This window comes from Microbulbifer mixtoriginis (SeqCode) (assembly GCF_052466865.1).
In genome coordinates this window covers 3,187,092-3,213,389 of record NZ_CP174293.1, presented here as the reverse complement: position 1 = coordinate 3,213,389, position 26,298 = coordinate 3,187,092, and the positions used below count along the sequence as shown (strand labels likewise).

At 53.2% G+C, this 26,298-nt stretch carries 31 protein-coding genes and 3 tRNA genes; 21 read left to right on the top strand and 13 right to left on the bottom strand.

Translation table 11 applies throughout. The features are described 5' to 3' along the window. Positions 1-74: 74 nt before the first annotated feature. The 6 genes from ACJJJA_RS14715 to ACJJJA_RS14690 all read left to right on the top strand — a co-directional run bounded on the left by ACJJJA_RS14715 (position 75) and on the right by ACJJJA_RS14690 (position 7,557). Positions 75-3,722, top strand: coding sequence for an ATP-binding protein (locus ACJJJA_RS14715; protein ID WP_444905136.1), 3,648 nt, complete (start codon positions 75-77; stop codon positions 3,720-3,722). A gap of 42 nt (positions 3,723-3,764) precedes the next feature. Then, the gene (locus ACJJJA_RS14710) at positions 3,765-4,967 is read left to right on the top strand and encodes a Wadjet anti-phage system protein JetD domain-containing protein (RefSeq protein ID WP_444905135.1); all 1,203 of its coding nucleotides are present in this window, start codon (positions 3,765-3,767) and stop codon (positions 4,965-4,967) included. 178 nt (positions 4,968-5,145) lie between these two features. Then, a complete protein-coding gene (locus tag ACJJJA_RS14705; RefSeq protein WP_444886512.1) occupies positions 5,146-5,601 on the top strand; it encodes a hypothetical protein in 456 nt (151 codons plus the stop codon). A gap of 140 nt (positions 5,602-5,741) precedes the next feature. Beyond that, positions 5,742-6,215 carry a free L-methionine (R)-S-oxide reductase MsrC gene (msrC, locus tag ACJJJA_RS14700; RefSeq protein ID WP_252082091.1) on the top strand — a complete coding sequence of 158 codons (474 nt, stop codon included), beginning with the start codon at positions 5,742-5,744 and terminating at the stop codon, positions 6,213-6,215. Beyond that, complete coding sequence (locus ACJJJA_RS14695; RefSeq protein WP_444886510.1) at positions 6,215-6,961, top strand: methyltransferase domain-containing protein; 747 nt, start codon at positions 6,215-6,217, stop codon at positions 6,959-6,961. Before msrC ends, ACJJJA_RS14695 begins: the two co-directional genes overlap by 1 nt. 140 nt (positions 6,962-7,101) lie before the next feature. Further along, positions 7,102-7,557 carry a hypothetical protein gene (locus ACJJJA_RS14690; protein WP_152453116.1) on the top strand — a complete coding sequence of 152 codons (456 nt, stop codon included), beginning with the start codon at positions 7,102-7,104 and terminating at the stop codon, positions 7,555-7,557. 87 nt (positions 7,558-7,644) lie between these two features. On the opposite strand, the gene ACJJJA_RS14685 is transcribed toward ACJJJA_RS14690, so the two are convergent. Genes ACJJJA_RS14685 through folD form a run of 3 tightly spaced genes read right to left on the bottom strand, consistent with a single transcriptional unit; the run spans position 7,645 to position 10,206 of the window. Then, positions 7,645-8,625 carry a class I SAM-dependent methyltransferase gene (locus tag ACJJJA_RS14685; RefSeq protein WP_444886509.1) on the bottom strand — a complete coding sequence of 327 codons (981 nt, stop codon included), beginning with the start codon at positions 8,623-8,625 and terminating at the stop codon, positions 7,645-7,647. 38 nt (positions 8,626-8,663) lie between these two features. Beyond that, positions 8,664-9,368: a 16S rRNA pseudouridine(516) synthase RsuA gene (gene rsuA, locus ACJJJA_RS14680; RefSeq protein ID WP_444905134.1), complete on the bottom strand. Its 705-nt coding sequence runs from the start codon at positions 9,366-9,368 to the stop codon at positions 8,664-8,666. Next, complete coding sequence (gene folD / locus ACJJJA_RS14675) at positions 9,361-10,206, bottom strand: bifunctional methylenetetrahydrofolate dehydrogenase/methenyltetrahydrofolate cyclohydrolase FolD (RefSeq protein ID WP_152453122.1); 846 nt, start codon at positions 10,204-10,206, stop codon at positions 9,361-9,363. The genes rsuA and folD overlap by 8 nt, the downstream gene beginning before the upstream one ends. Before the next feature lie 340 nt (positions 10,207-10,546). On the opposite strand from folD, the gene ACJJJA_RS14670 reads away from it, so the two are divergent. The 4 genes from ACJJJA_RS14670 (at position 10,547) to ACJJJA_RS14655 (ending at position 11,774) form a co-directional block, all read left to right on the top strand. Beyond that, positions 10,547-10,623, top strand: a tRNA-Pro gene (locus ACJJJA_RS14670). An 18-nt stretch (positions 10,624-10,641) separates the two neighbouring features. Further along, a tRNA-Arg gene (locus ACJJJA_RS14665) sits at positions 10,642-10,718 on the top strand. 115 nt (positions 10,719-10,833) lie between these two features. Next, positions 10,834-10,909: transfer RNA gene (locus tag ACJJJA_RS14660), tRNA-His, on the top strand. A 247-nt stretch (positions 10,910-11,156) separates the two neighbouring features. Beyond that, positions 11,157-11,774, top strand: coding sequence for an AbiU2 domain-containing protein (locus ACJJJA_RS14655; protein ID WP_444905133.1), 618 nt, complete (start codon positions 11,157-11,159; stop codon positions 11,772-11,774). Here the strand turns inward: ACJJJA_RS14655 and ACJJJA_RS14650 are convergent. From ACJJJA_RS14650 to ACJJJA_RS14610, 9 genes are all read right to left on the bottom strand, one after another. Beyond that, entirely contained in the window at positions 11,766-12,818 is a 1,053-nt protein-coding gene (locus tag ACJJJA_RS14650) for a tyrosine-type recombinase/integrase (protein WP_444905132.1), read from the bottom strand. The two genes, ACJJJA_RS14655 and ACJJJA_RS14650, sit on opposite strands and share 9 nt — an antisense overlap. Further along, positions 12,811-13,137, bottom strand: a complete 327-nt coding sequence (locus ACJJJA_RS14645) for a hypothetical protein (RefSeq protein WP_444925244.1) — start codon at positions 13,135-13,137, stop codon at positions 12,811-12,813. Before ACJJJA_RS14645 ends, ACJJJA_RS14650 begins: the two co-directional genes overlap by 8 nt. Continuing rightward, positions 13,134-13,406 carry a hypothetical protein gene (locus ACJJJA_RS14640; protein WP_444905130.1) on the bottom strand — a complete coding sequence of 91 codons (273 nt, stop codon included), beginning with the start codon at positions 13,404-13,406 and terminating at the stop codon, positions 13,134-13,136. Before ACJJJA_RS14640 ends, ACJJJA_RS14645 begins: the two co-directional genes overlap by 4 nt. Positions 13,407-13,495: 89 nt before the next feature. Beyond that, complete coding sequence (locus ACJJJA_RS14635) at positions 13,496-13,783, bottom strand: phage antirepressor KilAC domain-containing protein (RefSeq protein WP_444905129.1); 288 nt, start codon at positions 13,781-13,783, stop codon at positions 13,496-13,498. Next, positions 13,780-13,944 (bottom strand): hypothetical protein, encoded by a 165-nt coding sequence (locus ACJJJA_RS14630; RefSeq protein WP_444884490.1) that lies wholly within the window; start codon positions 13,942-13,944, stop codon positions 13,780-13,782. The genes ACJJJA_RS14635 and ACJJJA_RS14630 overlap by 4 nt, the downstream gene beginning before the upstream one ends. Before the next feature lie 168 nt (positions 13,945-14,112). Next, positions 14,113-14,415, bottom strand: a complete 303-nt coding sequence (locus ACJJJA_RS14625) for a DUF7673 family protein (RefSeq protein ID WP_444900484.1) — start codon at positions 14,413-14,415, stop codon at positions 14,113-14,115. Next, positions 14,412-14,597: a hypothetical protein gene (locus ACJJJA_RS14620; protein WP_444905128.1), complete on the bottom strand. Its 186-nt coding sequence runs from the start codon at positions 14,595-14,597 to the stop codon at positions 14,412-14,414. The genes ACJJJA_RS14625 and ACJJJA_RS14620 overlap by 4 nt, the downstream gene beginning before the upstream one ends. Beyond that, positions 14,594-14,935, bottom strand: a complete 342-nt coding sequence (locus ACJJJA_RS14615) for a response regulator transcription factor (protein WP_444905127.1) — start codon at positions 14,933-14,935, stop codon at positions 14,594-14,596. Before ACJJJA_RS14615 ends, ACJJJA_RS14620 begins: the two co-directional genes overlap by 4 nt. A 196-nt stretch (positions 14,936-15,131) precedes the next feature. Beyond that, positions 15,132-15,839 carry a S24 family peptidase gene (locus ACJJJA_RS14610; RefSeq protein WP_444905126.1) on the bottom strand — a complete coding sequence of 236 codons (708 nt, stop codon included), beginning with the start codon at positions 15,837-15,839 and terminating at the stop codon, positions 15,132-15,134. Positions 15,840-16,282: 443 nt separating this feature from the next. Here ACJJJA_RS14610 and ACJJJA_RS14605 point away from each other — a divergent pair, with 443 nt between their 5' ends. Continuing rightward, complete coding sequence (locus ACJJJA_RS14605) at positions 16,283-17,002, top strand: helix-turn-helix domain-containing protein (RefSeq protein ID WP_444905125.1); 720 nt, start codon at positions 16,283-16,285, stop codon at positions 17,000-17,002. Here ACJJJA_RS14605 and ACJJJA_RS14600 read toward each other — a convergent pair. Next, positions 16,933-17,181: a hypothetical protein gene (locus ACJJJA_RS14600; protein ID WP_444905124.1), complete on the bottom strand. Its 249-nt coding sequence runs from the start codon at positions 17,179-17,181 to the stop codon at positions 16,933-16,935. The genes ACJJJA_RS14605 and ACJJJA_RS14600 overlap by 70 nt on opposite strands. A gap of 142 nt (positions 17,182-17,323) precedes the next feature. Here ACJJJA_RS14600 and ACJJJA_RS14595 point away from each other — a divergent pair, with 142 nt between their 5' ends. From ACJJJA_RS14595 to ACJJJA_RS14550, 10 genes are all read left to right on the top strand, one after another. After that, positions 17,324-17,986 (top strand): hypothetical protein, encoded by a 663-nt coding sequence (locus ACJJJA_RS14595; RefSeq protein WP_444905123.1) that lies wholly within the window; start codon positions 17,324-17,326, stop codon positions 17,984-17,986. A 185-nt stretch (positions 17,987-18,171) separates the two neighbouring features. Continuing rightward, a complete protein-coding gene (locus tag ACJJJA_RS14590) occupies positions 18,172-18,567 on the top strand; it encodes a DUF5675 family protein (protein WP_444905122.1) in 396 nt (131 codons plus the stop codon). Then, complete coding sequence (locus tag ACJJJA_RS14585; RefSeq protein WP_444905121.1) at positions 18,567-18,923, top strand: hypothetical protein; 357 nt, start codon at positions 18,567-18,569, stop codon at positions 18,921-18,923. Before ACJJJA_RS14590 ends, ACJJJA_RS14585 begins: the two co-directional genes overlap by 1 nt. Next, positions 18,920-19,141, top strand: coding sequence for a holin (locus ACJJJA_RS14580; protein ID WP_444905120.1), 222 nt, complete (start codon positions 18,920-18,922; stop codon positions 19,139-19,141). The genes ACJJJA_RS14585 and ACJJJA_RS14580 overlap by 4 nt, the downstream gene beginning before the upstream one ends. Next, positions 19,141-19,863 carry a hypothetical protein gene (locus ACJJJA_RS14575; protein ID WP_444905119.1) on the top strand — a complete coding sequence of 241 codons (723 nt, stop codon included), beginning with the start codon at positions 19,141-19,143 and terminating at the stop codon, positions 19,861-19,863. The genes ACJJJA_RS14580 and ACJJJA_RS14575 overlap by 1 nt, the downstream gene beginning before the upstream one ends. 86 nt (positions 19,864-19,949) lie before the next feature. Next, the gene (locus ACJJJA_RS14570) at positions 19,950-20,471 is read left to right on the top strand and encodes a hypothetical protein (protein ID WP_444905118.1); all 522 of its coding nucleotides are present in this window, start codon (positions 19,950-19,952) and stop codon (positions 20,469-20,471) included. Then, positions 20,416-22,440: a terminase gpA endonuclease subunit gene (locus ACJJJA_RS14565; RefSeq protein WP_444905117.1), complete on the top strand. Its 2,025-nt coding sequence runs from the start codon at positions 20,416-20,418 to the stop codon at positions 22,438-22,440. Before ACJJJA_RS14570 ends, ACJJJA_RS14565 begins: the two co-directional genes overlap by 56 nt. Beyond that, positions 22,441-22,656 carry a DUF6148 family protein gene (locus ACJJJA_RS14560; RefSeq protein WP_444905116.1) on the top strand — a complete coding sequence of 72 codons (216 nt, stop codon included), beginning with the start codon at positions 22,441-22,443 and terminating at the stop codon, positions 22,654-22,656. Beyond that, on the top strand, positions 22,656-24,149 hold the full coding sequence (locus tag ACJJJA_RS14555; RefSeq protein WP_444905115.1) for a phage portal protein: 1,494 nt from the start codon (positions 22,656-22,658) through the stop codon (positions 24,147-24,149). The genes ACJJJA_RS14560 and ACJJJA_RS14555 overlap by 1 nt, the downstream gene beginning before the upstream one ends. 9 nt (positions 24,150-24,158) lie before the next feature. Continuing rightward, positions 24,159-26,213, top strand: coding sequence for a ClpP-like prohead protease/major capsid protein fusion protein (locus ACJJJA_RS14550; RefSeq protein ID WP_444905114.1), 2,055 nt, complete (start codon positions 24,159-24,161; stop codon positions 26,211-26,213). The last annotated feature ends 85 nt before the right edge of the window (positions 26,214-26,298 follow it).

Here is a 26,298-nt window from a genome sequence, read left to right as displayed (position 1 = left end):
CTCGGAGAAGGGTGTCGGCTTCCCGCCTGCAAAAAAGACCCTGCTTTTGAAAAGACCGTTTTTTTGAAAAGACTATGTTCCTAAAAAAACTGATCCTGATTAACTGGGGCAATATCCCGCAGTTGGAATATGATTTCGGCCCGATCAACCTGTTTTCCGGTGGCAACGGTTCCGGTAAAACCACGGCGGCCGATGCTATCCAGACATTGATGACCGCCGCCCACGACACCCTGTTTACCTTTAACCCGGGACAGGATGAAACCACCCAGCGCGGGCGCGGTGGCAAGCAGGTGCGGACACTAGCTTCCTATGTGCTGGGTTGTGACGACGGCAGTTACGCTCGGGTAGAGCCCACCGACTGTTACATTGCCGGTATTTTTCACCCCACCAGCGGTGAAGACGATGCTGAGCCTTTTACTGCAGTGATGGGTATTCGCGCACACCTGGATAACAGCAGCAAACCCGCCCAGGCCCGCCAAAGTGAATTGCGCTTTTTCGTATTCCCCGGCGAGCAGTTGGTGATGGGGGATTTTGTCCGGGATTACACCGATGGCAAACATTTGCTGCCGCTGGATAAATTCAACCAGGTCCTGAGCAAGCAGTTCGAAAAAGTAGAGCAATACGACAAGAAAAAGGCCTACCTGCGCCGCCTTTACGGCGCCCTGCGCGGACGCCGCGATGCGGTCTCCGATCGAGAGGCCATGCATGCCGCGCGCACTTTTGCCAATTTTATGGCCTACAAGCCAGTAAAAAGCATCAACGATTTTGTCGCCCAGGAAGTGTTGGAAAAACGCGATCTGGGTGATGCCATCCGCTCCGTCTCCGAGCTGATGAAAACCATTCACAGCATGGAGCAGGAAGCCCGCCAGATTGTGGAGCGGGTCAGTTCCCTGGAGGCCATCGCCCAGTCGGTAGAGCTCTACCGGGAGCAGTGGTTGCAGTTGCGGGTGCAGGAATATTTGTGTGCACGCCACCGCCAGCAGCGGGTACAAAAGAGTTATCTGAGCGGCAAGAACGACCAGAAAAAACTGCGCAGCGATCTGGACAACAATGAGCGCGATGTGCGCGTCGCTTCCGAGCGCGTCGAGCAGCTCAATGGCCAGCTGGTAGAGCTTCAAGCCCAGCGCCTGGGTATCGATGCGCTGCGCAATAAGGACGAACTGGAACAGCGCATTAACAATGCCCTGAGCCTGCTGTCCCAGCAGCACACACCGCTGTCTGCCGAAGAGGCCCGCTGGCGCGAGAACCGCGAGGCCGCTGAAGAATTATTAAACCTGCTCAACTCCACCTCCGCCGAGCTGGAAATTCCCGCCTTCTCCGATAAGGCGCTGGTACAGGCGATCAAGCAGGTGGCCCGCGAGGAAGACCTGCCGGATCTGCACAAGTTGTTGGGCAAGGACTGGATTGACCTGGCTGCATTGGAGCCATTGCGCGAGCGCGCTGCCAGCAGCGAAGCTCTACAGAACCGCCTCTTCGACCTGCTGGATAGCAGTGGTAAAGCTGGCGCCAGTGATGAGGTTTCCCCCAAAGAGCAGATTGCCCAGCAGGCCTCCCGCTGGGAGCAAAAAGTGCAGCAACTGCAAAAGCAGCTGCGCACCCAGGAGAGCCGCATTCAGCATCTCCAGGCTAACCGCGTGCGCTACCCCCAATCGGTGGAAGTGGCCCTGGCCGCAATTCGCGAGCAGTGCCCAGAGGCGGAGCCCCGCGTCCTGTGTGATTATGTGGAAGTGCTGGATGAGCGCTGGCAGATGGCGATTGAAGGCTATCTGGGCGGCGCGCGTTTCTCGATTATCGTGGAGCCGGAACACGAGGCCCGCGCGATTCGTATCGTGCGCAGCCTGCCCGGTCGCAACAACCGCGCCCGCGTGATCCAGGGGGACAAAGCCCGCCGCGATGCGGAGCGCCTGGATATGCCGTCGGGCTCCATTATCGAACTGATGGAGTTCACCCATAAAACTGCCGAGCACTATTTGCGCGCCTCCTACGGTGCTGTGGTACAGGTGGAGGATGAGCACGAGCTGCGCGGCACCCGCCGGGGCCTGACTGCCGACGGTATGGCCAGTGGCAACTACAGCATGTGGCGCTGCGATATGGACGATGCCGAGTTGGTATTCGGCCAGGGCGCCCGCGCTCGCGCACTGGCGGCGCAGCAGCGCGCTATGGAGCAGTTGCTGGAAGAGGCTGCCCACGTCAACGAGCGCCACCAGCTCTACCGCCGAGTCACCAACGCGGTGCGCGGACTGGCGAATATCAAGCTGTTGTCCATTGTGGATTCCGCTCTGGCGGCCCAGCGCGAGTGGCGCAGCGCCGAGCGCGCCCTGGAAAACCTGGACCTGAAGGACTTCGAGCAGTTCGAGCAGCAGGTCGATGAACTCAAGGTCCAGCTCAAAGATCAGCAAAAGCAGTTATCTGATCTCCAGCGCAAGCATGGCTCTCTGGAGACCAAGCTAAGAAGCAACGAAAAACTCTTATACGCGCTGTCTGGCGAGCTGGAATCCCTGGACGATGCTGCCAGTGACAGCGAGGAAATGGTAAGGCGCATTACCGCCATCGACCCCACTTTCGATGCCGAGCAAGTGCTGGTTACTGCTGACGAGCAGGTAGAACGTGCGGCCGACAACTTCGACTTCTCAGCGGATATCGAAAGTTGGCAGGGACAGCTGGAGAAATACAGTCGCCAGTTGGATCGCGCGGTGATGGAGTACAACGCCACCTGTGCCAGCGTCGATACCCTGGTATTTGAGCCAGACTTGAGTGGCGGCCATAAAGATGGCCTGTTCAAGTTGATCAGCGGTCTCGGCGATCAGGTAGAGACCCTGCGTAACCGCCTGAAGAACAACCTGCTGGTGGAGCGCCACGATCAACTGCTGGGATTGAAAAAATCCTTTAACACCACTTTTGTAACCCACTTGTGCCACGCTATTTACCAGTCCATTAACGATGGTAAGCGCGTGTTGGATGATCTGAACAAAGAGCTGGAGCACCACCGCTTTGGCGCCGACCGCGAGCGCTTCCGTTTTGACTACCAGTGGGTGGCGGAATTCAAGGAATATTGGAGCTTCTTTAAGGCGGTAATCGAACTGCCGAATCTGGGCGAAGAGCAGAGCCTGTTCGACACGGACCTGGCGCCCAAGCACCGCAAGGTGCGGGATCGCCTGTTGAGTATGCTGCTGAGTGAAGATGAGCAGGTGGCGCGGCGCGAGCTGGATCGAATCAGCGATTACCGCAACTATCGCAGCTATGAGATCTATAAGGAACCGGAAGGCAAGGAGCCGATTGCGCTCAGCCAGTACGGCACCGGTTCCGGCGGCCAGCTGGAAACGCCGGCTTATATTATCCGCTCCGCAGCGGTCACTTCGGCCTTCCGCTTTGGTGAAAGCGGCAGCCATTTGCAAATGGTGCTGGTGGATGAGGCCTTCTCCAAAATGGATGAGTCCCGCTCCAAGGAAGTGATCCGTTACCTGACTGAAACCCTGGGCTTACAGCTGCTGTTTATTATGCCCAGTAGTAAATCTGGGCCTTTTATGGACCTGATTTCGAATCAGTTTGTATTCAGCAAGTGCCCCAGTGCCAAGCCCATCGGCCAGCTGAATACGCGGGTGTATGTCGATCGCAAGGTGTGCAACCAGGAGCGTATCGCCGAACTCTGGGCCAACCACCGCCGCACGATTCGCCAACAGGCGTCGCTGGATTTTATGGACCTGGTAGAAGTAGAGGGATAGGTATTTTCGGGGGAAACCCCTCCATTGGCAGGGAGGCAACCGATGGAAAAGGCATTGCCCTATTGGGTAGAGGAAAACCCGCTGTTAATCGGCATCCTGAATTTCATTCTGGATCGGCGGGACAGCCAGCTGGAACGGGGCAAGGAAGCCCGCATTAGTTTCAGGCTGGATTTGCGCGCTGGCAGTAAGCGCTGGTTGGAAGTTTTGGAGCCCCTCAGAGACCCCGACCAAGACGAGCAAGAGCTGTGGAATGAATTGCAGCACTTTGCCAGCGAGTATCAATGTTTTGCAGTAAAACCGAACCCTAAACGGCGACCGGGTGTCGCAGAGTGGCAGGGCGCTCAGCTGATCTTTCGGGACGCCAGTGAAGAGCAGCTGCGCCTGTGGCTCAATCGTCCATCCCCCAACTTGCGCAAGTCTGCCTGGATCAGTCTGCTGGAGCCCTATGCCGATCGCTTTGAGAATCCCGCGGCTTTTCCCGTAGAGGGTTTGGAGCTTCAAGAGGGCTTCGACTCTGCCGAGGAAATGGTCTCCTGCTGGGCCGCGATAAGTCGGGAATTGATTTTTGCCGAGCAAATCACCTGGCGGCAATTGGCCGCGCGCTGCTTTAAAGGGGATTCCAAATATCTTGATTTACCTAGTCGCCAGTCCCTGGTGCGTAACCTGTTTCCGGAGCTGAGCCGAAAAATTCGCGAGCGCCAGTTATTACTTCACGCCTACCTGCCGGAACAGTTTACGCAGGTGATTTTTATAGAGAACCAGGATACTTTTATCAGCCTGGCGGAATTGCAGCCCAGCTCCACGGCGCTGGTGTACAGCGAGGGCTATCAGGGTGGTGCGGAGCGGATTCGCAATTATGGCATTACTCGCTTTAGCACGATTAATTCGGCCACTACAGTTTCTCGGCAGCAATTTTCACAGTGGTGGTATGGCGATAATTTGGGTTTGCTTCCCGTTTTCTTTTGGGGGGATCTGGATTATGAAGGGCTGCGTATAGCCGCCGCGCTGAGGAAAAGTTTTCCTGAGTTGCAGTGTTGGCGGCCCGGCTATGATTTGTTACTCAACTCTCTGCACGCCGGCAAAGCCCATTCTCCCGACTTGGCAGAAAAGCTCGGGCAAAAACCCATCGAAATGATCGGCTGCCAATATGCGGATGATTATTTGATCCCAGCTATCTCGGCCAATAATTGTTTTGTGGATCAGGAGGCCGTCAAAACAGAGGCTTTGCTGGAGACTCTCCCTTAACGCTGGGCTTTTTGTCGCTATCGGATAAATTTTTCTTCCTCTTAACTTTGTGCTGGCTGTTGCAGTCGTTTCAGTCAGCCTTAAAGCTTGTTTTTTATGCGCGAGATCTCGGAAGATACAGAAAATATACGGTAAAAATGCCCTTTAAAAATAACAAGGGAAGTTTCTGGAGATCTCTATGCGTCAGTTTTCCATTTTGGTCATTTTTGCTTTGGCCTTCGGCGGCGCCGCTGTTTTATATGAGAAGGAAAGCCGTAAAGTTAAAGGCGTACTGACTCAGATTACCGAACTGCAGGCGCAGATGGGAGATTTGCAGGCAGAGGTCAATCGGCTCAACAGCGAGTTGGAAGCGGTTAAGCTGGCCGAGCGCCGACGACCAACGCTAAGCACTATGGCCAGCCGTATCCGCCGGGAGTCCAGCACCTCCATGCCGCCCAAGCCCGTCGTGGAAAAGCGATTCGAGCAAAAACGCTCCGCTTTAATTGCCTCCGATGTCACCAAGGCTCCCCCAGCTATCCAATCGGGGGAGGAGCAGGGTGGCCGCGAGAGTAATGAGTGGTCACGTCCCACGATGGATGCAGACCAATATCAGCGGGAGTCCTCAAAAGAGGAGGTACTGGACCCCTACCAGTAATTTTCAATCACCGGTTGATTCCTGCTGTAAAGCCCGCAAAATACCTGCCTCTTGGCACACAATGCGCCAGGTATTTCGCGGGTTTGCTGTGTCTGGCAAACGCGTTTTATAGCCACTGATTGTGAGGGGGCGATCCGGCCATGTCGTTAAATAAATTCTACTCATCGCTCAATAGTCAACTCGAAGGTCTGCTATCCGCTGAGAGGGATTGGCTGGCCAATACTGCCAATGCCAGCGCTCTGTTGTTTATGGAGTTGGAGGATATCAATTGGGCGGGCTTCTACTTTTTGCATGGTGATGAGCTGCGTCTGGGACCCTTTCAGGGCAAGCCCGCCTGTACTCGTATTCCCGTAGGTGCCGGAGTTTGCGGTACGGCGGTATCCAGCGGAGAGTCTCAACTGGTAGAGGATGTGCATCAGTTTCCAGGCCATATCGCCTGCGATGCGGTTTCTGCTTCTGAAGTGGTCGTTCCACTTTACGATAATAACGGCCACTGCCTTGGGGTGCTCGATATCGATAGCCCGACCGTTGCCCGTTTCACCGCAGAAGATTTGGCTGGCTTACAGGGCTTTGCCCAAGTACTGCTGAAATCTTCAGACCTGCCACAAAGCTAATGGCACTACTGTGGCAGAAGCAGGTGGGAGACACCTGTTATGAGGTGCGCAACCACGGCGCCAGCGTACGTTTGTACAGCAATGGGGTTTTCCATTCCCAGTGGAATCCCCGCGATCCCCTTAAGGGCTCCCTGTGGGAGCTGCTTCTGCTGCCGGCCTTCTTTCTACCCGAGAAGCGTCTGAACTCTGTATTGTTATTAGGTGTTGGGGGCGGTGCCTTGATCCGCTTGTTACAGGCTTACACCTCGGCGAAACGTATTGTTGGGGTGGACCTGGACCCGGTTCACCTACAGGTGGCCCGCCGCTTCTTCGGAGTTAAGGATGTAGAGCTGGTACATGCCGATGCCAAAGAGTATGTGGCAGATTACCTGCAAAACCCCTCTGCTGAGCCGTTTGATCTGGTCATCGATGACATATTTGGTCATTTTCAGGGGGTGGCACAGCGCGCCGTGCCCGCAAGTCAAGAATGGTGCGCCAACTTGATGCGCCTATTGCACCGGGATGGGGTTTTAGTGAGTAACTTTGGCGATCTTCAGGAGCTCCGAGACAGTGCCTGGCGTCAAAAGGCTTTGCGCAGCCGTCTGCGTGGCGCCTGGATGGCCTACATGCCCCAATACGAAAATCATATTCTGGCGGTGAGTAGGAAAACGCTTTCACTGGGGGAGCTGAAGAAGCGCGCTCCAGCTAAAATCAATCCCGGTAGCCCCAGTTGTCGCCTGTATGCTCATCATCGACTTCTGCGTTGAGTTATCTGTCTGGAGCGCCCTGGCGGCTCGATAGGCAAAGAGAAAACTGCCACTGTCGTTTTTTTGTTGGGTGTTGTTGGCGCCCTTTCTCACTGCCTGTCTATACTGACATTAGCGACTTATTACTCCAGGGCTCGTTAATGCGGTACAAAACAGTTGAGGAAGTTATTCAGGAAGGAAGGGATTTTCATGCCAAATTGGCGCTGCAATACGAAGAGTATGAGCAGCTTGCCACCAACAAGCGGGTTGAGCTGCTCCTAGATCAGCTTCGACGACGGGAAGACTCCATGAAGCATTCACTGGAGAACTTCCACGCCGATTTGCCTCCAGGTGCCTTGCACACCTGGGTGCAATTTGCCCCAGAGGGACGCGAGAAGGAGTTTCTGCAGCGCCTGCGCAGTATTGATATCGATAATCTAGATGACATTGCCAAACTGGCTATGGACATTGAGATTTATCTGGCCGATCAATACCGGGATCTGGCCCAGGGGGCGGAAACTCCCTCGGCGCGTGAAGCCTTCGAGCGCTTGCGACAACTGGAAGAGCTGGAGGAGCATACCCTCTCGATGAACCTGTTTAATTTGCGCGACTACTAATTCTACCGACTCAGCCGGTCCGCAAATTTGATTTTTGTCTCCTGGCGACTGCTCGCCTAATTTAGATAGACGCCGGCAAACTGCGCCCTAAGGGCGCAGCCGGTATACACAGAAGCCTTTTTCTTTGGTGATCAACTGCACCTCAGAAAAGTAACGCGGCCCCTTCTTGAGCAGCGGAATAAACTCGTTCACCACAAACAGCGCCGTTCCGGTTATTTTCAATAACCGTGCGCTCTGTTGCAAAAAGCGATCGGTGAGATCGCCTTCCACCTGGAATCCCTGGTGGAAGGGCGGGTTGCACAGCACCAGGTCCGCAGCACCGCTTTCCAGCTCTGCCCCGGCATCTGAGGGCAGAACTACGCCCTTGATACCCTGAGTTTGAAAATTTTTCTTACAGGCGAGTAGGGCAGCGGCATTATTGTCGATAGCGGTAAAGTGGAAGCTCCCCAGTGACGCTAGTCGGGCACTGAGATAACCGTAGCCAGAGCCGAGGTCGATGACTTGGGCGCCCTCCTTGGGAAGCTCGGTGGTGAGCTGTTGGGCTAGCAGGGCGCTGCCCTTATCAATCTTATTCCAGCCAAACAGGCCGGGCTTGCTGTAGAGGCCGCCTAACTCTGGCAGGCTGCGTAGCTGCGGGTAATCCTCCTCACCGATAGGTGTTCCACCCTGGGGATGCTCCACCCGGTTAACACTGCAATAATCGTTGCCGTATTTTTGCAGATGCTTACTGCCATCCAGGCGCTCAGCAACTTTAGCCGCATAGCTTTTAATGCCGCTCTGCTTTTCCCCTAACAACACCAGTTCACCGCCCTCACCGAGAAACCGTGGGGCCTGGTTGATAATATGGTGAACGACGGCTTTTTCCTTGGAGACCGAATAAACAATGCGGCGGTAGCGGCGATCCAGCTCTTCAAGGTGAAAGTCGTTATAGAAGCTGCGCCCAACCTTACCCTGGGCCAGCTCGGCAATATCCCAGCGGTTGGTAAGGAGGTCACCTTCGAAGTGAAAGCCCGGCTGTAGTAAAGGCTTGCTGTTTTCATCGGCGATCCACAGGGTTTCACTCGGCACCTGTGAGATTTCCTGGAGGAGAAGCGAGGACATAGTCTTTATTGTACCGAAGCGATTTCTTCAGAAGTTAACAGCCGGTATTCGCCTTCCTGGAGCTCTTCATCCAGGAAGATATCGCCGATTCTCTCCCGGTGCAGTTCGATTACCCGGTTGCCCAGGGCGGCAAACATACGCTTGACCTGGTGGTAGCGGCCCTCACCGATAGTGATGCGCACCTCGTTAGCGTAGAGAATCTCAAGCTTGGCCGGCTTGGTTCTTTTCTTTTCATTGTTGAGCCAGATACCTTTGACAAACTTTGCCACCGCATCTTCCTCAATTTTCTCTGCCAGCAGAGCGTAATAGGTTTTCTCACAGTGGTGGTTCGGTGAGGTCACTTTGTGTGACCACTGGCCATCATCGGTGAGTAGCACCAGCCCGGTGGTATCGATATCCAGGCGCCCGGCGATATGTAGCTTGGCTTTGTTGGGCTCGTCAATCAGGTCCAGCACCGTAGGGTGTTCGCCATCTTTGGTCGCGCTTACATAGCCCAGGGGTTTGTTCAACATAATGTAGCGTGGCCCCGGCTCGTGCAGGGGCTCGCCGTCCAGGTACAGTGCATCGCTGGCCTGTACCTTGGCGGCCGGATCGGTGACTATCTCGCCGTTTACGCTGATACGCTCCGCCTTGGCGGCGCGCTTCACATCGGAACGGGAGAGGTCAGTCACCTGGCTGACCGCCTTATCTAGTCGTATAAAACTAGCCAATCTTGCGTTCACCGGAATCGACAGATTGGTAGATCAGGGTATTGATGGTCATGGGGCCAACACCGCCGGGCACCGGGGTGTAGGCGGCAACGCGCTCAGTTAGCGGACCCAGTTCGATATCGCCCACACCGCCTGGATGGTAGCCGGCATCGACAACCACTGCGCCATCTTTAATCCACTCGGCCTTAATAAACTCAGGTTTGCCCACGGCGCCCACTACGATATCGGCGCGGCGGATATGTTCGGCCAGGTCTTGAGTGCGGGAGTGGCAGATGGTTACGGTGGCATTGGCATTCAACAACATGGCAGCCATCGGCTTGCCCAGAATGGGGCTGCGGCCCACGACCACGGCGTGCTTGCCTTCCATTTCGATATTGTAGGCTTCCAGCAGGCGCATAATGCCTTTAGGGGTTGCACAGCCATAGGCCTCTTCACCCATGGCCATACGGCCAAAGCCAAGGCAGGTCACGCCATCTACATCTTTCTCCAGGCTAATCGCGTCGAAACAGGCACGCTCATCGATCTGTGCCGGCACCGGGTGCTGAAGTAGGATACCGTGGACGTTGGGGTTGGCGTTGAGCGCCTCAATCTTGGCGAGTAACTCCTCAGTGGTGGTGGAGGAGGGCAGTTCCACCTGCATGGAATCCATGCCGATACGGCGGCAAGCATTGCCCTTCATTTTTACATAGGTAGCTGAAGCGGGGTCATCACCCACCAGGATGGTCGCCAGGATTGGCGTTTGCCCACCGCTCTTCTCTTTTAGTACGGCTACCCGAGCCGAGAGTTCTTCTTCAGTTTTCTGTGCCAGGGCCTTGCCGTCCAGAACCAGTGCAGACATAGATGCTATCTCTAACAATAAAAAATCGATGGCTAATAGACCGGAGTCTGCTCCAGCACCTACTGTATATAGAAGGGCGGAAGCAGGCGATTTTTAAAAACGCTTACTTTTTATCCGGTCGGATTCGCGAAGTGCGCCATTTTCGCACAGGTTGGAAATAATTTCGCCACTTCTGGGCCCAGATAGGCAAAAGGATAAACTTCTTTAAAAATAATAGCTTAGAAGCGTTGACATGGGCCGGGGGTATCATTACTATGCACGCACTTCGCAGCTACAGCGACTTACACAACCACCTACGGGGCGGTTAACAGAGTCAAAGAGGTGCGAATGATTGGAAAAACGGGGCATAGCGCAGTCTGGTAGCGCGCCTGCTTTGGGAGCAGGATGTCGGGGGTTCGAATCCCTCTGCCCCGACCAATTTTCCGGGTTCACCTTGCGCCCGTAGCTCAGCTGGATAGAGCATCCGCCTTCTAAGCGGATGGTCGCAGGTTCGAGTCCTGCCGGGCGTGCCATCTTCACAAGATGGTGCTGGTTTGGCAAAAAGGACTTAGTCTGAAGCCAGATTGGCTGCAAGAGATATCCGGCAATCAGTACTGCCACAAGGTGCTGAAGTATATCACTTTTATGGTGGCCGTAGCTCAGTTGGTAGAGCACAGGATTGTGGCTCCTGAGGTCGCGGGTTCGATCCCCGTCGGCCACCCCAGATTCTTCCTTGTTTTTCAAGGACTTAAAACCTCGCCTAGTGCGGGGTTTTTTCGTATTGGGCCTTTGAGGGGTAATTCGAGGGGGTAATTTTTACCACAATCGATTTTTTCAGCCCCTCTTCCTGTGCATTTATCCAGTGTTTATGGGTATGCGTCCAGTTTACATCCTGCCTTTCCTCATATACGTTAAGTTTCTCATTGAGCTGCACTATTTGGGTGCTTCATAAACTTTAACAAGGATTTGTTATGCAAGAAGAAAAATACAAATCGCAGATAGTGGAAACCGCAAAAGAAATAGCCAAGGTTTGGATGGCTCTTAATGTCCATGAGGAGTTATTTTGTAAGCCTTCCGATGTAGCGAAGCTATGGTCTGATTGCCCGCGAATAGCCCAGGTTATAGACCAGGCAGTCGTTAGGGATATTACCATTGGCTGCGCGGCCATTTTTACGGACCCGGCTGGAGGGGGTGACAAGCAAAATTTGTCGATGATTAACTTCTATCAGGCTTACCGGCATACGCTGCCTAAAGATGCTGATGTCAAAGAGTTGATGGATAAAATTGAAACGCTGGTCGAAGAAATGGGTCTGAAGGACTACAGAAATAAGGTCGCAGCCCACTATGACTTGAGCGTTAAGTTAGGAGAGAAATCTATTACGACAAAAATTAATGTCGATAGCGTAAGGGAGCTGCTTACGTGTGGAAATCTTGTGTTGAACAAGATAGCTATGTCGGCAGGTTTAGTTTTGGATAAGGGTGGAAATAAGTGCAGCTTGGATTATCGCCATACTCTTTCTAGTAAAGAGGTTGATGCATTTCTTAATGAGCGTGTTGGCATGTTGCCCAATAACACTATTTTAGTTTGAGTCTTCGGAATTTTTCTTGCACTTAATTCTTGCCTTGTTGAGAGAAACAACTTTATCGGCGGTGTGGTTGTAGCGCTCCATCATGCTGCGAGTCTTGTGCCCGCTGAATTCCTGCTTGTCGCCTTCGAAATCTGAGATGCCTTTAATCTTTAAATCATGAAACCGGAAGCGAGCGGGTAGGGCGCCGGCCTCATTGGCAGCTCTTTGTTCTCTGCTCCAGGTGGTGTTGAAACCGTCTCGGGTGAAGCGCTGCCCAGTTCGGCCGCGAATCAGATACATGCTTTGTGACCTGGAGGTGGTGTTGCTTTTAAGTGCCAGCTCAACCGCGTCATGCAATCGGTCCGTCCAGAGCTTCAGTTGCTTCTTGCCGGTCTTTTGTTGGCAAATCAATAAACCTTCTTCGGTGATATCTTGTCGCTTCAATGCGAGAACATCTTGTTGGCGTGCGGCGCAAAGGTAGGCAATCTCCATTGCGGCTGCGTGGGCAGTATGCCCCTTGGACTCTAACCAGTTATAGAAAGCTAAATATTCGGAATCTTCGACATACCGCCCAGCCTGCTTTTCCTTGATTGGCTTGATCGCCCTGGCTGGATCTTCGATTGATACGAACCCGCGAGCCTTTCCCCAGCGAAAAATAATACTGAGAAATGTGCGCTCTCTGTTTGCTGCGGTAGGGTATTGCTGCCCGCGTGCATCCATATACATTTGAATCACAGGTGATGTGATGGAATCCGGAACTGCTTGACCAAAGACGGCCTCTATCTTTTTTGCGTATCGCAGATAATCTTTTTGCGTTTGAGGCTTTATCTCTTTGGTGTATTGAGGGGAGGCTAGATACAGCTCTATCAGGTCGGCGATAGTAAATGTTTTGCTATGCTGGCCGCTTTCCCACAGTTCGTAGGCGGTCCATACTTCGGCGCGAGTAGCGTCAGGGCCGCACAGGTGCCAAGCACCTTGCCCTCGTATTTTTACCCGATAGCCGCGCGGGTAAACTTCTACCCAGCGTGGCATCCAGGCGTTCTTGGGGTTTCTTGGTCTAGCCATTGATGGCGCTCATGTTTATTCCGGCGGGTATTTGAGGTGTTTGCCCGTTGGAGTTGGTGCTGTTTATTTGCATGAGTTTAGCTTGATTAACCATCTCCCAAGTCAGGGCGGGAGAGCGGTCTTTCTTAAGCACATAGGGGATGCGATTTTTATCCAGCACTCGCTTTTGCTCCTCAACATTTTTTGCGCCAGCGCCAGTTAATTTGCCTATTTCATATTTAGTTAATAACTTACCCATTGCATATCCCTCGCGATGTTGTCTTCTACCTGAAAAGCCCGCACTTGGCGGGCTGAGAAAGCTATTTTTAATTGAGATCAAGCGTATTGCGGTTCTGCCTTGGGTTTTGATTCTGGGTGAGGGCAGTCTTTGGGTTTCTCTTCAATGATTTTCTTATCGACTATGCGATAAATTTTTGCCTTGTCGGTTTTCTTGTCGAATATCTGTGCCCAGTGAGTAAACAGGTCATTTTGAGCGATGCGCTGTACTTCTTCGAAGGCCTCCTCTTCGGTGGCGTAGGAGCGCTTGAAATCTTTGATACCGCCCATCAATAGGTTGTAGGAGCCAGTGAGCAGTGCGTATCTTTTCATTGGATTTTCCCATTTTTAAAAATGGGCTCCATGCCGGCAGCCCAAGGATGGTTACCTCTGACTGAATGCGCCGGGGCGCGGTTAAATTTCTAGCTGGCTTGGGAGATGGAGTTCTTTTCGATCAGATCCCGAATCCACACCATACCTTTCGATGTCACCTTGGTATTGATATACGGCACCTTCACCGGGCCACGGTTATATTCGGCATTCTCTGCAACCAGCAGTCCCTGCTGTACGGCGGTCTTTGTTGGAGAGTTGCGCATAGGTTCACGGCTATGCAAAAGGTCGCTATTTCGTAGAACCTTTAACAGGTTGTTTCTGCCCATTTCTAAAGTTCGGGCGGCCTGGGTGATGGTGAAGAGTTTTTCCTTTTTCACGCTGCCTCCTGATCCTTCAAATTTTGTTCTGATGGTTGGCCCTGGATGGCTTCGGAGAGTGCGGCGATTTGCTCTTGCATGCCGTTTATTTGTAACTGCTGAGTTTCTACCGTGGCCATTAGGTCTTGAGTGATTTTTAGTAGTTGGGAGAATTCATTCATGGTCCGCCCCTACTATTTTTTTGAACTTCCGCTCCCTGCCAATTGCCGGCTCCCAGTATTTGCAAAGCTGGCAACTCCAGCCACGCAATAACAGCTTCCCGTTGAATACCGGCTCTGCGGGTTTTCCGCAGTGGGTGCAGTGTATTCGCGGTAGCTGCTGCGGCTGGTTCATGCTGCACCTTTCCTCTGGGTTTCGAGGTGAGACCACTCGACACAAAGGGTGCGAAATTTTTTATCGCCCTGTGCGATTACGTTTTGGGGCTCCTTGCCTTGATAGCGAAGCGTCATCACGTTGAGGGCGTGCTGATAGTTCTCCCCGTCAAGTAGTGATAACTCGGCAACGGGAACCGTAAAATCGTTGCTGTTCCAAGCCGAAAGCAACACCTGTGCGGCAATTGCACTAGCACCGGAGTATCCGTTGGCTACAGTGAGCAGAGTTTCCACACTCTGGGTTGGGCTGAAAGTATTCATGCTGCATCACCTCCAAAAGGTGGCCAGTCATTTTGGTGCAGTGGCCGAGCAAAAGTGGGTTTTGGCTGTACGAACCGGATGAGCGTTTGGCGATCCGCGTTGGCGATATCGGTGCGCTGCTTGAGGCGATCTACGTCGTTTTTGCTCATAGCCGATGGATGTACAAGCACGGTGGCGGTCATGCGATTCCCTCCCGGTTGTTGCGGATGCGAATGGTTCGAACTGTGGGGTGGCGCTGGAAGCGAGTGCGTAATTGGTCTTGAGCATCAACTCCCATACCGCTGAGTACGCAGGCGAGCAGAGCGAATTGAATCAATCCGTGCTTTACCGCCTTGGCCACCGCTTCAGTACTGTTGCGGGCATGCAGCTTGTAAAAGCATTCCGCCAGCAAGTTGGTGACATTCGCCACAGAGCACCGCATAGCTTCGGCGGTTTCTTTGTTGGAGAGGCCATGGGCGCGATGGGTTAATGCTTCCGCCTGGCGTGGAGCCAGTGTTCTCAGGTGGTTGCTTGTTTCCATTTGGGCGCCCTGTCCTCAGCGATTTCCCTTGAATAGTATCAGGGGTATTTTTCATGTAAATACCTTAGGTATTATTTTTTTTGATGTTCAGATATTAAAGCGCGCCAGGGATTTACCTTGGAGTAAGGGGCGTGGGATAGGCGGAAACTTGAGTTTGGTGGGTGGCAAAGGTGGCTTAAGGACCACCTTTTATGTTTTACAGATCGATTTCAACCTTTTTTGCTACACCTACAATCCGGCAGTTCCCATTAATCGGGATGGGTGCATAGTTTGGATTGAGTGGTTTTAGGTATCTGTTGGGGCCATCAATTACGAGTTTTTTGATAGTTGCTTCTTGTACATCGATCAGTTTGGCAACAACGATAGAACCATTAGTGTATTCCAGGTCAGGATCAACAATCACGATCGACCCATGGGGAATGCTGACGCCTGTCGGCGAGGTCATTGAGTCACCCTCAATACGCAGAGCAAATGCATTTGGGCCGACCTTTGCCGTGGTTTCCCGCCATTCTTCTGCGTCACCAGGTTGAAAATTGTCTACAACTTCTGCCCACCCTCCGGCTTGCACAGATGAAATTAATGGCACGGTGCTACGGTGTGGCGGGATGGAAAAGTGGGTTTCAGATGCATTGCTAACTCCCTGCATTGCGTTCTCAGTTAGTGCGCTTGGATTTGAGCGCCTTCCCAATTTAACAACCTGATTGGGGTCAATGTCACTAGGTTCGACATGAAGTAGACGGGCAAACTTAATGATTGTTTCAGTGTTGAGGGCAATACGCCCGTTCAAATAGTGCCCTACAGCCCCTTGAGTCATTCCCATGGCGGCACCGGCTTTCTCTTGGTTAAGTCCTAGCTCCCCTTTTTTTGCAAGCCAAATACGCCGGAGGCCTTCCGACAGCTTCATTTCGCTGTCTGTGAGTTTGCGTTTAGATTTGTTCATCGGCTGAGGTTAATAGCACCAGTATTGAAAAACAAATACCTGGGGTATTGATAGTTATTAATACCTGAGGTATTAATACGCCTAGATTCAACTGAAAAAATGGTGAAAGCAGGTGCTTCTAAAGGACGCTTAGTGGAACTTTTCGGGTGTTCTCTGTGCGGTTAACCGACTGAAAGGAAGGTTGGCCAGAACGGTGTTTACGATATGGCACTACCTAAATATTTCTGAGCCTCAGGGCGTGAATAGCGGATCTGGTGTGCCTGCAGGTATCCAGCATGTGAGCTGGTGGACGACAACAAAACATTTATCATTTTCAAATTCCTCTGCTGTGACTTGGTGATTCTGCCGATTGTGGAGTAGGGCGGTAATCCGGTGCGCTATATGGAAATTTATACAGGAGGTGGGTGGTGAGCTTTGAAGCTGCGGCATGGGCCATTAAACGCAGGACCAGAACACCAACTGCAAAGCTGGTTTTAATCGCGTTGGCCGATTGCCATAACAGTGATACCGGGCAGTGTGACCCGGGTAATTCTTACCTGGCCGATGTTGCGCAATGCACAAAGCGCTCGGTGATTAATGCCATCGAAGAGTTGGAAGAATTGGGCTACCTGAGCGCCGAAAAATCCAACGGACGCAGAACCAATTATGACCTCTTTTTACACGTAAACCGGTGCAATGATTTCACCGGTGAAAAAGCTTCACCGGTGAAAATAAAACACAAACCGGTGAAATCTGAGCACTTAACCGGTGAAAATGACAACACGCCCTTCTCTATAGAACCAGTAAGAACCAATAAGAAACCAGTAGAGAGAGGCGCAGTTCCAAATCGCGCCAACCCCAAGCGCGGCACACGCTTGTCTGGAAACTGGGTTCTCACGGACAAATTCCGCACCGAAGCCCAACGGCTCCGCCCAGACCTGATCCCCCGAATCCACGACATTGGCGAAAGCTTCCGCGATTACTGGATATCTCAACCCGGCCAGCGGGGCGTAAAACTCGATTGGCTCGCCACCTGGCGCAACTGGCTAAAACGCGAGAAATACATCACTCCGCAACCTCAGGCGTCAGGGCAGCGGCTAACGCGAAACCTCAGCGCAGCAGAAATCGCAACGGATACCAACTGGTAAAACCCAATCACCAAGGAGAGTTCACCATGTGCACAGTCACCATCCCAGAAGCCATCGAAAGGATTTCCACAACCAACCCCAGCAGCCCGCTGGCCGTATTCCGCACCAAGTACGCTCACCTCGTGGAGCTTGTGTTCGCGAATACGGTAGTTACCCAATTCTGGATAAACCAGGGTCATATAAATTACCTGGGCACCTATCACCGAGACAATTTGCATGCAGCCGAAAGGCGGCTTCAGGATTATTTCGAGAGTATGCCGCAGGCTGCTTGATGGAGTGCTTGGCTGGTTCTTGGTTGCTTGAAAATTGTGGGGGCATGACATGAGATTCGATAGTGCTAGACAAGCGTGGCACGACGCCTTTGATAGCTCCACAGCTGCATTTGATTATGAAGTCATGGGCGGCAGAAGTACGGTTTCCTCAGTTGGGAGAGGGCGAAAAGTTGTAATTCGCGGAGAGGTGCAGGGCAGGGCCAACCAAGTCATTTGCCGGGTTGCAGCCCCAACAGTAATCGCGAAAGAAACCCCCGGAGCCAAGGACAGCGGCAACCGCATCATGGACGCCTGTGAAAAGGGATTAATCCAAGATGCAGTCGCAAAGCTGAGAGTGAGTGATCCGTTGGCATACTGCTGGGGCATGGCCGCCTACGCCCCGCCAGCCTCAAGAGTCAAAGAGCGAGCAACACTACTGAAATACTTGATGAGTGAGTTCGACAAATGGGAAGAACCGCACCCGAGGGATAAGGTTTGCCAGCTGGCGCTATTTTGTATTAGTGCGAGTGCTCTGCGGGATGTGAATGGGCGCAAAGTGGATGTAAAGCAGGCCCGCGCTATCGTTGGTTGCCAAAAATCCACCTGGGACCTGGAGTGGAAGAATATTTGGCGAAAATTACAGAGGCGTTTAGACCCGCTACCAGCGCGTGCATTGGGCCCTGTTTCTGGGGTTGTGGAGAGTTACAAAGAAAAGTTTCTGAAAGTGGGTTGACAGACTTTGACCCAGGATGGTACCTTTTTTCTAGCTTGCGGTATTTACGCTTGCAACAGAAACCCGGCTCCCCCAGCCGGGTTTTTTCGTTTCTGACTTTCTATTTTCATTGCTCCATCACCTGTACTTGGCGGCGTTCTTGTGGGCGCCGTTTTTTTATTCCTTAGCTCTGCGAGCGGAACTCCATGAATTGCAATCTGCAACGATTCGCCTATGGGCCTGATGCCACATTGGGGCGGCTGAGAGTGCGCGACAGTGTGTTCTATACGGTAGAGCGCCCGTGGTTGGGGAATCGTCCGTTCGAGAGCTGTATTCCTGAAGGGGTTTATTCCTGTAATCCCTATAACTCACCCAGGTTCCCCAATGTGTGGGAGCTACAGGAAGTCCCAGGTCGTTCAAAAATCCTAATCCATACGGCAAATTATTCGGCGGATGTGCAGGGCTGTATTGGTATTGGTTCTGGCTTAGCTCCTGGTGGCTGGTGGGTGATGCAATCCCGTAAGGCAATGCAACAGTTGCGAGAGCTGCTGCCTCCTGAGTTTGATCTGACAATTACGCACTATGTGCCGGAGTATCCGTGATGGGTATTTGGTCTGGAGTTAAAGGTTTATTTGCTGGCCCAGAGTCTGCGGGCAAAGTGCTGGATGCCACTGTAAATACCGTGGATGCGGTGTGGTTTACCAATGAGGAAAAATCTCGCTGGTATCTCAGATACCTGGAAGCCACGCAGCCGCAGAACCGGGCACGACGATTAATTGCCTTTCTGGTGACATTGGTTTGGGCGCTGCTGGTTTTATTTATTGCGGCGGCCATGGCTTTCAAAGCGCCTTTTGTAGCAGACCTAAAGGGCTTGCTGGTGGATGTGGTTGTGCAGCCTTACAGCATCATCATTGGTTTCTATTTCGTGAAGTCGTGGGTGAGTGAGGTTAAGCGGTGAACACTGTAGCTCAAGAGGCAGCGAGGGAAGCCATGGTTCAGAAGGTCGCCAGTGCAACCACTACGGTTGCTGCGGGTACAGCGGTAGTCGGTGGATATGCAGCACAAGAGTTATTGGCGTTGGGTGGTTTCTTGATTGCTTTGAGTGGGTTCATTGTGAATTGGTATTACAACCACAAGCGCTTAAAGCTGCAGGAAAGGCAGCAGGAGGAACCCTGATGCAGGTTAGTGTGAAGCTGGATACTTCAAAGTTTGCTCGAGCCTCTGCAGAGCTTAAACGTCAGCTGCCTTATGCCAGCTCTGTTGCACTGAATACTGTGGCGTTTCGAATCCGGGGAGAAGAGCGCTCTGCAATGGGACGTGTATTTACAAACCCGGCAAAGTTAACGCTCAACTCTGTATTGGTGAAGAAAGCCACTAAGCATTCAGGCGTTGCCAAAGTCTTTATCCGTGATCAGGTTTCCAACGGAACTGCACCCAGCAAATATCTAGCCCCGTCGATCATGGATGTTAACCGGAACGACAAGCGCTTCGAGCGTGCCCTTCGGCACATGGGTGTCCTGCCTACTGGTATGTATGTGGTGCATGGCGAGGCGGCGAAATTAAACAAGCATGGGAATATCTCGGTCGGTACCTATAAGAAGATTTTGGCAGAACTCCGTGCTGGTACCGGTGTGAAAAAGAGCGGGGCAAATAGCGCTCAAGGGCCTACAGGTAAACACTTTGTAGGAAAGGTAAACGGAGTATTGGGTGTGTGGAAGAGGGCAGGCGGTAAACGCCGGCCATCGGTTAAGCCCATCCTGATATTCCTCAAGGGCAAGCCTGACTACCGCAAACGCTTTCCTTTCCTCCGTATTGCTGAAGGCATAGCGCGGCGGCATCTCCCGATAGAACTGGATAAGGCCATGGACCATGCGATTGCGACTGCAAAGAGACGTTGAACGGGTCCTCCTGAGGGGGCCAACACACGGGTGATTCGGACCCCGCTTTTTTAACAGATATCCAAAATTTCCTAGGGGGTTATACCTTGGCTGGTGATATCTCTCTTGATGATCAGGCCACGCAATTGGGCTTTGCTCGCTTGGTTGGCGCTTCGCAGCCAGCGATTGCCAAGCATTGGCAGGCTGGGGTGCTTTCCCAGGGAGCCAGTTTCAAAGTTTGGCTACAGGAATACTGCGAGCGGCTGCGCACAGAAGCTGCTGGCCGTCAGGTTAGTGATGCCCGCAGCCGCCGCGATATGGCGCAGGCAGTTGAGTCTGAGGCAAATGCGCAATTAAAAATGCGTGAGCTGTATCGGCAAGACCAATTAATTCTGGATATTGAGTCCGTACGCAAGGCGATGGTGGAGTGGTCCACCATTGGCAAGAATGAATTTTTAGGAGCGGTGGAAAGCATCGTTATTGCTATCGAGAGCCAGCATGCCATTACCATCGATCGCGAACCCCTACAGCCAAACATTGACGCTGCCCTCAAAGCTATTGGCAGTTACGAGATTGAATCTGAAGAGGCTGGTGGAGGAGGTACGCCAGGCCTGGATACCGCAGCCTAAAATCCCGCTGATCGAGTGGTTGCCGGACAATATCAAACTGCCCTCGGAGGATAGCGATAACGCCGGCTATTACCGCAACGATTATGTGCCCTATTTCTGGGGCGTTATGCACGCACTGGATAATCCCGTGTCGTGGATGGTGGTAATGCAGAAGGCCGCGCAGATTGGCTGGACGGTTTTACTGGCCACCGATATCTGTAAGGTCGCCGTCACCGACCCGGCCCGCATCCTGATGCTGTTTCCCAAGGATGAAAAAGGCCGGCTGTTTATGGATGAAAAGCTGGTGCCGATTATTGAAGGCTCACCGGCGGTGAATCGGGTGATCGATGTCACCACCAGCCGCAAGGGCGGCAGCCGCTCAACGCGCAAGAAATTCCCCGGTGGTGAGGTACGCACCATTGGCTCCAACTCCATCTCTAATGTGAAATCCACCACGGCCCGCCGGGGCTATGTGGAGGAGCCGGACGATACCAACAAAGACGTCGGCGATCAGGGCGATTCCATTCGCCACCTGCGCGAACGCCTCAAGCGCATGCGCAACAAGAAATTAATTATTGGTGGCACGCCGGCGGTAGCGGATCTTTCCCAGGTAGAGCACTACACCAAGCTCGGTACCATGCGCGTACTGCCGGTGACCTGTCACGACTGTGGCGACTCCCATGTATTGGATTGGGAAAACGTTCGCTGGCTGAAGAAAGAAGAGGGCATACCACATCCGGTATTTGGCCTGCACCAGCCTGATACTGCAGTTTATGGCTGCCCGGAATGTGGCAGCGAATGGGATGACTACCGCCGCCAGGCCAATATTCTGCAGACCTGTAAAGCGGCGCGGGAGAACGGCGACGATTTTGCCGGCTGGGTCAAAACCCAATGCGGTGAAGATTTCGCAGAGGACGAAATCGAACCGATAGAAACCTTTATGGAGCTCTCCGAGCTCTATGTGTGTATCCCCGGCACCAGCCTTGCCGATGTAGTGAGGGATTTTCTCGAAGCCGAACACGAAGCCAAAAGCGGCGATGAATCCGCGCGCATCGTATTCCAGAACAACAAGCTCGGCAGGCCCTACCAGTATGCCGCCAGTCGCTTACTGGACCACGAAGAGTTGCAGAAAGCCGCAGAGGATTACCCGGAATTATCCTGCCCCGCTGGCGGCCTGCTGGTAACGGTGGGCATCGATGTGCAACACGACCGCCTCGCCATCAGCATCCGCGCTTTTGGTCGCAATGAAGAAAGCTGGCAAATGTTCTGGGGCGAAATCGACGGCGATACCGCAGACAAGCGTGACGACTGCTGGGCAGCCCTGGACAAGTTGGTATTCCAGCCCTTCAAGCACGAGCGCTTTGGTGAGATCCGCGCAGCCGCAGTCAGTATCGACTCCTCCGATGGAGGCACCAGCAACGCGGTCTATCACTGGGTGAGAACCCGGGATAAAAAACACCGCGGCGTGCTGGTGATGGCTATTAAGGGTGACAGTAATGACTTTGGCACCAAGGAGATTTTTACCCAACCCAAGCAGGTCGATTTCAATAACCCTAAGCGCCGCACCAAGGCCGACCGCCATGGGGTTCGGGTTTATATGGTGGGCACCCACAAGGCCAAGGATCTGATCGCCAAGCGTCTGCTCGGCACTAGTGCTTATATGCACAGCTGCAAGCATGTACGCCAGGATTACTGGGAACAAGTTACCGCCGAGGTCAAAGCCCCCAGCAAAAAGCATAAGGGTAGGGAAACCTGGCAGCAGCGCCCGGGCAGGCCCAATGAGGGCACCGATACCGAGGTCTACGCCCTACACGCAGCCCACGCCAAGGGCATGCACAAATACAACGAGAAAAAATGGTCCACCATCGAATCACAGCTGGGCCAGCGCACCCTGTTTAGCGAACCGAAAATATTACCGGATCAACCTCAGCCAGCCCCGAAAAAACCACACCGGCCAGGACAGCCGGTGGGCTCCCTACTGGATAGTTAAATGTCAAAAACCGCACAAGCCATGGTCGACCTCTATATCGAGGCCGAGATAGACGTGCTCGCCGGTAAAACCACAGTGATTAACGGCCGCCAATTTACCGCAGAGAACCTGCAGGACATCCGCGCCGGCCGTCAGGAGTGGGAGCGCCGTGCGTTTCAAGAAAAACTCAAGGCTGCCGGCAAACGCCGCGGACCCGCCTACGCGAACTTTCCCTAATGAACAAACTGGATTCTGTTATCGGGTTCTTTGCGCCCGAGGCTGCCCTGCGCCGTGTGCAAGCCCGCCGCGCCTTGGAGATCGCCGCCGCCTATGAAGCCGCACGGCCAAGCAGCCTGCGGAAAAATCCCGGTGATAACCGCAGTGGAGATTTAGTGATTGAAGGCAGTGTGGAAACACTGCGCGGCCAGGCCCGGCACCTGGAGCAAAACCACGACTTTGCCTTTGGCATTCTCACTACCCTGACCAACAACATCGTCGGCCCGCGCGGTATCGATGTGGAATTCCAACCTAAAACCTGGGATGGCGATATTCACGAAGGCCTCGCCAGCCAAATGAATGAGGCTCACAAGGAATGGGCACGCCGCCCGGAATGCACCCGGCAATTTAGCTGGGGCAAATCCCAGCGCTTACTGTGCAATACCTGGCTGCGCGATGGCGAAACCCTACTGCGGCACCTGCAGGGCACAGTGCCCGGTTTAAAGCACCGTACCAATGTGCCTTACACCATCGAATGCCTGGAACCGGATTTTCTGCCGGTGGATTACAGCGATCCCAGCAAACGCATAGTGCAGGGCATTGAGAAATCCGCCTGGGGCGAAGCCAAAGCATTTTGGCTCTACGACGAGCACCCCGGTGCCTCTTTTAACTGGCGGATGAAGCGCAGGCGCCACACTGCCGAAAATATCGAGCACCTGAAATTTGTGCGCCGTCTGCACCAAACCCGAGGGGTTTCTATCTTTGCAGCGGTAATGAATCGCCTTACTGATATTAAAGACTATGAAGAAAACGAGCGTGTCGCTGCCAAGATTGCCTCAGCTATGGTGGGTTTTATTCAAAAGGGCAGTCCAGAAGATTACTCGCAGAACGAAGTTGATGGTGAGGGAAATCGCACCCTGGATATTCGCGCTGGTGCTATCTATGACGATCTACTCCCTGGGGAATCTGTCGGCACCATCCAGAGCAATCGCCCAAGCGGTCTGCTAACCCCGTTTTTAGAAACCATGCACCGTATGACTGCCGCCGGCACCATGGCCAGCTTTAGCAGTATCAGCAAAAACTACAACGGTACTTATAGTTCGCAGCGCCAGGAACTGGTGGAGCAGTGGACCAATTACGAAACCCTCAGCCTGGAATTCTGCGAGGAGATCGTGGAACCGGTCACCCGGCGCTGGGTGCAAATGGGTTTACTGTCCGATGCCTTCCAGGTGCCTGCTGATGTGGATCCGGCCACCCTGATGCATGTCGACTTTATTACCCCGGTGATGCCCTGGATTAATCCAGCCCACGAAGCCAGCGCCGATGAAACCCTTCTGGAAAATGTACTGGTCAGCCCACAGCAGACCATCCGTCGCCGTGGCAAAAAACCTGATGATGTTATTAAGCAAACCGCTGCTTGGCAGAGAAAGCTGAAAGAAAACGACATCACCAGCCCAAGCAAGCGCACTGCGGTCCCCGCAGAAAACACTGAGCAAGACCCCGACTCTAAATAGGAAACCGCAATGTCTAAAAAATCCTGGTACAGCATCAATGCCGCTGCCAATACCAGCGAAGCCGATATCTATTTGTACGACACCATCGGTTATTGGGGCGTAACTGCAAAAGACTTTGCCCGCGATCTTAAAGCGCTAGGCGATGTCAGCAAGATCAATCTGCACATCAACTGCCCTGGTGGTGATGTGTTCGACGGTACCGCCATCTACAACCTGCTCAAAGATCATAAAGCCGAGGTGGAAACCTGGATTGAAGGTATCGCAGCCAGTATGGGCAGCGTGATCGCCTTAGCCGGGGACACGGTTCATATCGCCGAGAACGCCTATTACATGGTGCACAACCCCAGCGCCGGTGTGCGAGGCGATGTGCGTGCCCTGGAAAAAACCAAGAGCCTGCTGGCAAAAGTGAAAGCCACTATGAAAAGCCTGTACTCCTCGCGCACCGGCATGTCGGATGAGGAAGTCAGCCAAGTCATGGATGACGAGACTTGGTATACCGGTGCCGAAGCCGTGGAAGCGGGTTTTGCCACTGACACCACAGCAGCAATGGAAATGGCTGCCAGCTTTAACGCCGATCACTTAAACCAATTCAAAAATACCCCGCAAGCCATTAGTGCATTGGTTATGCAGGGGCCCTCTGAATTTAGATTCCCGTCTGCGGTTGCAGGCAATCCAAACCAAACCCATAGCCAAACCCAGGAGGCGCAAGCCATGCCGAAAACTACCTCCACCACGCCAGCTGCAACCGCTGCGACTGAGGTTACCCCAGAAATGAAAGCGCAGATTGCTGCCGATGCCCGAGCACAATTTGCAGCGGATGAGCAAAAGCGCAAAGACACTATCAAAGCCGTTTTTAAGGGCTTCGAAGCGCACAGCACGGTAATGCAATCCTGCCTGGATGATATGGACTGCACCGCTGAAAAGGCCAAGGATAAACTGCTCACAGCCCTGGGTAATCAAACCCCAACCCCAGTGCAAAGCTACAGTGTGGTGGTGCAGGAAGGTGAGGGTATTAAACGCCTCAAGGCGGATGCTGAAAATGCTATTGCCGTGCGTGCCCTCGGTGAAAAGCGCACAGAGGGAAATGAACTCAGCGGCTACACCATGATGGAGATTGCCCGCATTCTGATGCAGGCCCACGGGCAGAACTTATCCGGCCTGGATCGGATGGGTGTGGTTGCCGCAGCGTTTACCCATAGCTCTGGTGACTTCGCTACCGTCCTCGGCAATATCGCCAATAAATCTATGCTCAAAGGTTATGAAGAAGCACAAGAGATCTTCCCGCGCTTTACCAGCGTCGGCAATCTCAGTGACTTTAAACTGACCACCCGCACGGACCTGGGCAGTTTTCCCTCACTCCGCCGAGTGGCACCGGGGGCAGAATTTAAATATGTGAGTATCGGAGAGCGAGCCGAGACAGCCGCACTGGCTACTTACGGTGAACTCTTTTCTATTACCCGCCAAGCCATCATTAACGATGACCTCAGCGCATTTACCCGTATTCCACAAAAGATGGGCCTCGCTGCCGTACGCACGGTGGGGGATCTGGTTTTCAGCATCCTCCTCAATAATCCCAATATGGCAGACGATAAGCCCTTGTTCGACGCTAGTCATGGCAACCTCGCCAGCGCAGCGGGAATCAATACCGCCAGCATTGATGCTGCAAGAGTATTGATGGGCAAGCAAAAGGATGGCGATGCAGTGCTCAACATCCGGCCCAAGTTCCTGTTGTGTGATATTGCTGATGAGGGTAGCGCAAAAGTTGCCCTGGAATCCGAGTTCGAAGTGGGCGCATCCACTAAAAACAACACCACTCCGAACAGCGTACGCAATATTGCTGAGGTGCTCTCTGATGCGCGCCTCAGTGGTCATAACGGCTGGTACCTCAATGCCGACCCGGTAGTGCATGACACTATCGAAGTACTCTACCTGGACGGCCAGCAAGCCCCAGTTTTAGAAGAGCAAAATGGCTGGAGTATTGATGGGGTGGAATTCAAAGTGCGTCTGGATGCCGCTGCGAAAGCCTGGGATGCGAAAGGCATGGTGAAAACACCTAAGACCTAATACCCAGCTCAAACCGAACCAAACCTTAAAGAATCCGAAAAGGGCCGCATATCGCGGCCTTTTTTATTTCAACAATTTTTAACCC

Bases quoted from the DNA above. Each gene is read 5' to 3' on its own strand.
- ACJJJA_RS14715 (WP_444905136.1), top strand. From the start codon at position 75: ATGTTCCTAAAAAAACTGATCCTGATTAACTGGGGCAATATCCCGCAG.
- ACJJJA_RS14710 (WP_444905135.1), top strand. From the start codon at position 3,765: ATGGAAAAGGCATTGCCCTATTGGGTAGAGGAAAACCCGCTGTTAATC.
- ACJJJA_RS14705 (WP_444886512.1), top strand. From the start codon at position 5,146: ATGCGTCAGTTTTCCATTTTGGTCATTTTTGCTTTGGCCTTCGGCGGC.
- msrC (WP_252082091.1), top strand. From the start codon at position 5,742: ATGTCGTTAAATAAATTCTACTCATCGCTCAATAGTCAACTCGAAGGT.
- ACJJJA_RS14695 (WP_444886510.1), top strand. From the start codon at position 6,215: ATGGCACTACTGTGGCAGAAGCAGGTGGGAGACACCTGTTATGAGGTG.
- ACJJJA_RS14690 (WP_152453116.1), top strand. From the start codon at position 7,102: ATGCGGTACAAAACAGTTGAGGAAGTTATTCAGGAAGGAAGGGATTTT.
- folD (WP_152453122.1), bottom strand. From the start codon at position 10,206: ATGTCTGCACTGGTTCTGGACGGCAAGGCCCTGGCACAGAAAACTGAA.
- ACJJJA_RS14655 (WP_444905133.1), top strand. From the start codon at position 11,157: ATGCAAGAAGAAAAATACAAATCGCAGATAGTGGAAACCGCAAAAGAA.
- ACJJJA_RS14650 (WP_444905132.1), bottom strand. From the start codon at position 12,818: ATGGCTAGACCAAGAAACCCCAAGAACGCCTGGATGCCACGCTGGGTA.
- ACJJJA_RS14640 (WP_444905130.1), bottom strand. From the start codon at position 13,406: ATGAAAAGATACGCACTGCTCACTGGCTCCTACAACCTATTGATGGGC.
- ACJJJA_RS14630 (WP_444884490.1), bottom strand. From the start codon at position 13,944: ATGAATGAATTCTCCCAACTACTAAAAATCACTCAAGACCTAATGGCC.
- ACJJJA_RS14625 (WP_444900484.1), bottom strand. From the start codon at position 14,415: ATGAATACTTTCAGCCCAACCCAGAGTGTGGAAACTCTGCTCACTGTA.
- ACJJJA_RS14620 (WP_444905128.1), bottom strand. From the start codon at position 14,597: ATGACCGCCACCGTGCTTGTACATCCATCGGCTATGAGCAAAAACGAC.
- ACJJJA_RS14615 (WP_444905127.1), bottom strand. From the start codon at position 14,935: ATGGAAACAAGCAACCACCTGAGAACACTGGCTCCACGCCAGGCGGAA.
- ACJJJA_RS14610 (WP_444905126.1), bottom strand. From the start codon at position 15,839: ATGAAGCTGTCGGAAGGCCTCCGGCGTATTTGGCTTGCAAAAAAAGGG.
- ACJJJA_RS14600 (WP_444905124.1), bottom strand. From the start codon at position 17,181: ATGACCCTGGTTTATCCAGAATTGGGTAACTACCGTATTCGCGAACAC.
- ACJJJA_RS14595 (WP_444905123.1), top strand. From the start codon at position 17,324: ATGAGATTCGATAGTGCTAGACAAGCGTGGCACGACGCCTTTGATAGC.
- ACJJJA_RS14590 (WP_444905122.1), top strand. From the start codon at position 18,172: ATGAATTGCAATCTGCAACGATTCGCCTATGGGCCTGATGCCACATTG.
- ACJJJA_RS14585 (WP_444905121.1), top strand. From the start codon at position 18,567: ATGGGTATTTGGTCTGGAGTTAAAGGTTTATTTGCTGGCCCAGAGTCT.
- ACJJJA_RS14575 (WP_444905119.1), top strand. From the start codon at position 19,141: ATGCAGGTTAGTGTGAAGCTGGATACTTCAAAGTTTGCTCGAGCCTCT.
- ACJJJA_RS14560 (WP_444905116.1), top strand. From the start codon at position 22,441: ATGTCAAAAACCGCACAAGCCATGGTCGACCTCTATATCGAGGCCGAG.
- ACJJJA_RS14555 (WP_444905115.1), top strand. From the start codon at position 22,656: ATGAACAAACTGGATTCTGTTATCGGGTTCTTTGCGCCCGAGGCTGCC.
- ACJJJA_RS14550 (WP_444905114.1), top strand. From the start codon at position 24,159: ATGTCTAAAAAATCCTGGTACAGCATCAATGCCGCTGCCAATACCAGC.